Annotated in this window: 1 rRNA gene; it reads right to left on the bottom strand. The window is 54.9% G+C overall.

Going from position 1 to position 3225, the window contains the following annotated elements:
- Positions 1-57 precede the first annotated feature (57 nt).
- Positions 58-3187 (bottom strand): 23S ribosomal RNA (locus ACTJK0_RS13980).
- Positions 3188-3225: the final 38 nt, after the last annotated feature.

Raw genomic sequence — 3225 nt, 5'->3', positions numbered from 1 at the left:
GGGGTTGTTGGTTGGGAACCACATAGTGGACGCAAGCAGAATTTTGTATGTTTCTGTGTGGTGTAAGTTGTTGGCCTATTAGTACCGGTCAGCTTCACGAGTCGTTAGTCCTCGCTTCCACATCCGGCCTATCAACCCAGTGGTCTGGCTGGGGGCCTCTCACACATAAATGTGTATGGAAATCTCATCTTGAAGCGAGCTTCCCGCTTAGATGCTTTCAGCGGTTATCCCATCCGAACGTAGCTAATCAGCGGTGCACTTGGCAGTACAACTGACACACCAGAGGTTCGTCCGTCCCGGTCCTCTCGTACTAAGGACAGCCCTTCTCAAATTTCCTGCGCGCGCAGCGGATAGGGACCGAACTGTCTCACGACGTTCTAAACCCAGCTCGCGTACCGCTTTAATGGGCGAACAGCCCAACCCTTGGGACCTACTCCAGCCCCAGGATGCGACGAGCCGACATCGAGGTGCCAAACCATGCCGTCGATATGGACTCTTGGGCAAGATCAGCCTGTTATCCCCGAGGTACCTTTTATCCGTTGAGCGACGGCCATTCCACAATGTACCGCCGGATCACTAGTCCCGACTTTCGTCCCTGCTCGAGATGTCTCTCTCACAGTCAAGCTCCCTTGTGCACTTACACTCGACACCTGATTGCCAACCAGGCTGAGGGAACCTTTGGGCGCCTCCGTTACTTTTTAGGAGGCAACCGCCCCAGTTAAACTACCCATCAGGCACTGTCCCTGACCCGGATTACGGGCCGAAGTTAGATGTCCAAAGTGACCAGAGTGGTATTTCAACGATGACTCCACCCGAACTGGCGTCCGGGCTTCAACGTCTCCCACCTATCCTACACAAGCCACTCCGAACACCAATACCAAACTATAGTAAAGGTCTCGGGGTCTTTCCGTCCTGCTGCGCGTAACGAGCATCTTTACTCGTACTGCAATTTCGCCGAGTTTATGGTTGAGACAGCGGGGAAGTCGTTACTCCATTCGTGCAGGTCGGAACTTACCCGACAAGGAATTTCGCTACCTTAGGATGGTTATAGTTACCACCGCCGTTTACTGGGGCTTAAATTCTCAGCTTCGCCTTGCGGCTAACCGGTCCTCTTAACCTTCCAGCACCGGGCAGGAGTCAGTCCGTATACATCGTCTTGCGACTTCGCACGGACCTGTGTTTTTAGTAAACAGTCGCTTCCCCCTGGTCTCTGCGGCCCCGATCCCCTCCCGGACGCAAAGGTCCGTTCAAGGTTGGGGCCCCCCTTCTCCCGAAGTTACGGGGGCATTTTGCCGAGTTCCTTAACCATAATTCTCTCGATCGCCTTGGTATTCTCTACCTGATCACCTGTGTCGGTTTGGGGTACGGGCAGTTGGAACCTCGCGTCGATGCTTTTCTCGGCAGCATAGGATCACCAAATCCCCCCAAACGGGGGTCCCATCAGATCTCAGGCACCATGAGTGGCGGATTTGCCTACCACTCGCCCTACATCCTTAGACCGGGACAACCATCGCCCGGCTCGGCTACCTTCCTGCGTCACACCTGTTAATACGCTTGCCTCCCAGGATCAGGTCCTGCGCTCCACCAAAACCCTCACACCACAAGGGCGCTCGGGCAGGCTTCGGGCAGTTAGTATCCCCCGCTCAGCATGGGCGGTTCTTCACCGGTACGGGAATATCAACCCGTTGTCCATCGACTACGCCTGTCGGCCTCGCCTTAGGTCCCGACTTACCCAGGGCAGATTAGCTTGACCCTGGAACCCTTGATCATTCGGCGGACGGGTTTCTCACCCGTCTTTCGCTACTCATGCCTGCATTCTCACTCGTGTAGGCTCCACCACTGGTTTACACCGCAGCTTCACCGCCCACACGACGCTCCCCTACCCATCCACACTCCTGAACCACGAAGGCTAGGAACATATGTGAATGCCACAACTTCGGCGGTGTACTTGAGCCCCGCTACATTGTCGGCGCGGAATCACTTGACCAGTGAGCTATTACGCACTCTTTTAAGGGTGGCTGCTTCTAAGCCAACCTCCTGGTTGTCTGGGCAACTCCACATCCTTTCCCACTTAGCACACGCTTAGGGGCCTTAGTTGGTGGTCTGGGCTGTTTCCCTCTCGACTATGAAGCTTATCCCCCACAGTCTCACTGCTGCGCTCTCACTTACCGGCATTCGGAGTTTGGCTGACGTCAGTAACCTTGTAGGGCCCATTAGCCATCCAGTAGCTCTACCTCCAGCAAGAAACACGCAACGCTGCACCTAAATGCATTTCGGGGAGAACCAGCTATCACGAAGTTTGATTGGCCTTTCACCCCTACCCACAGCTCATCCCCTCCATTTTCAACTGAAGTGGGTTCGGTCCTCCACGACGTCTTACCGTCGCTTCAACCTGGCCATGGGTAGATCACTTCGCTTCGGGTCTAGATCACGCCACTCACACGCCCTATTCAGACTCGCTTTCGCTACGGCTGCCCCACACGGGTTAACCTCGCGACGTAACACTAACTCGCAGGCTCATTCTTCAAAAGGCACGCCGTCACCAGAATCAGACTGGCTCCGACGGATTGTAAGCACACGGTTTCAGGTACTGTTTCACTCCCCTCCCGGGGTACTTTTCACCTTTCCCTCACGGTACTGGTCCGCTATCGGTCATTAGGGAGTATTTAGGCTTATCAGGTGGTCCTGACAGATTCGCACGGGATTTCTCGGGCCCCGTGCTACTTGGGATACTCTCACAGGCGGTACAAACACATTACGGTTACGGGACTAACACCCTCTCTGGCCGGCCTTTCAAAACCGTTCACCTATGCGCGCACATCACACCCCACCAGCCCGGCAGAACTGGTATGGAAAGTCCCACAACCCCGACCATGCAACGCCCGCCGGCTATCACACATGGAACGGTTTAGCCTGATCCGCGTTCGCTCGCCACTACTAACGGAATCACTATTGTTTTCTCTTCCTGCGGGTACTGAGATGTTTCACTTCCCCGCGTTCCCCCCACGCACCCTATGTGTTCAGGTACGGGTCACCAAGTCACTCGCGCGCTTGACGGGGTTTCCCCATTCGGACACCCTGGGATCACAGTCCGGTTATCGACTCCCCCAGGCTTATCGCAGATTCCTACGTCCTTCTTCGGCTCCTAATGCCAAGGCATCCACCGTGTGCTCTTAAAAACTTGACCACAAAGATCAAAAACTAATTTTCGAGAGAACCACGAAA

The sequence above is a fragment of the Paenarthrobacter sp. 22069 genome (genome assembly GCF_052046035.1).
In the GTDB taxonomy this organism is placed as follows: Bacteria; Actinomycetota; Actinomycetes; order Actinomycetales; family Micrococcaceae; genus Arthrobacter.
The sequence above is the reverse complement of the archived record's forward strand: the minus strand, read 5'-3'. Positions and strand labels throughout refer to the sequence as shown.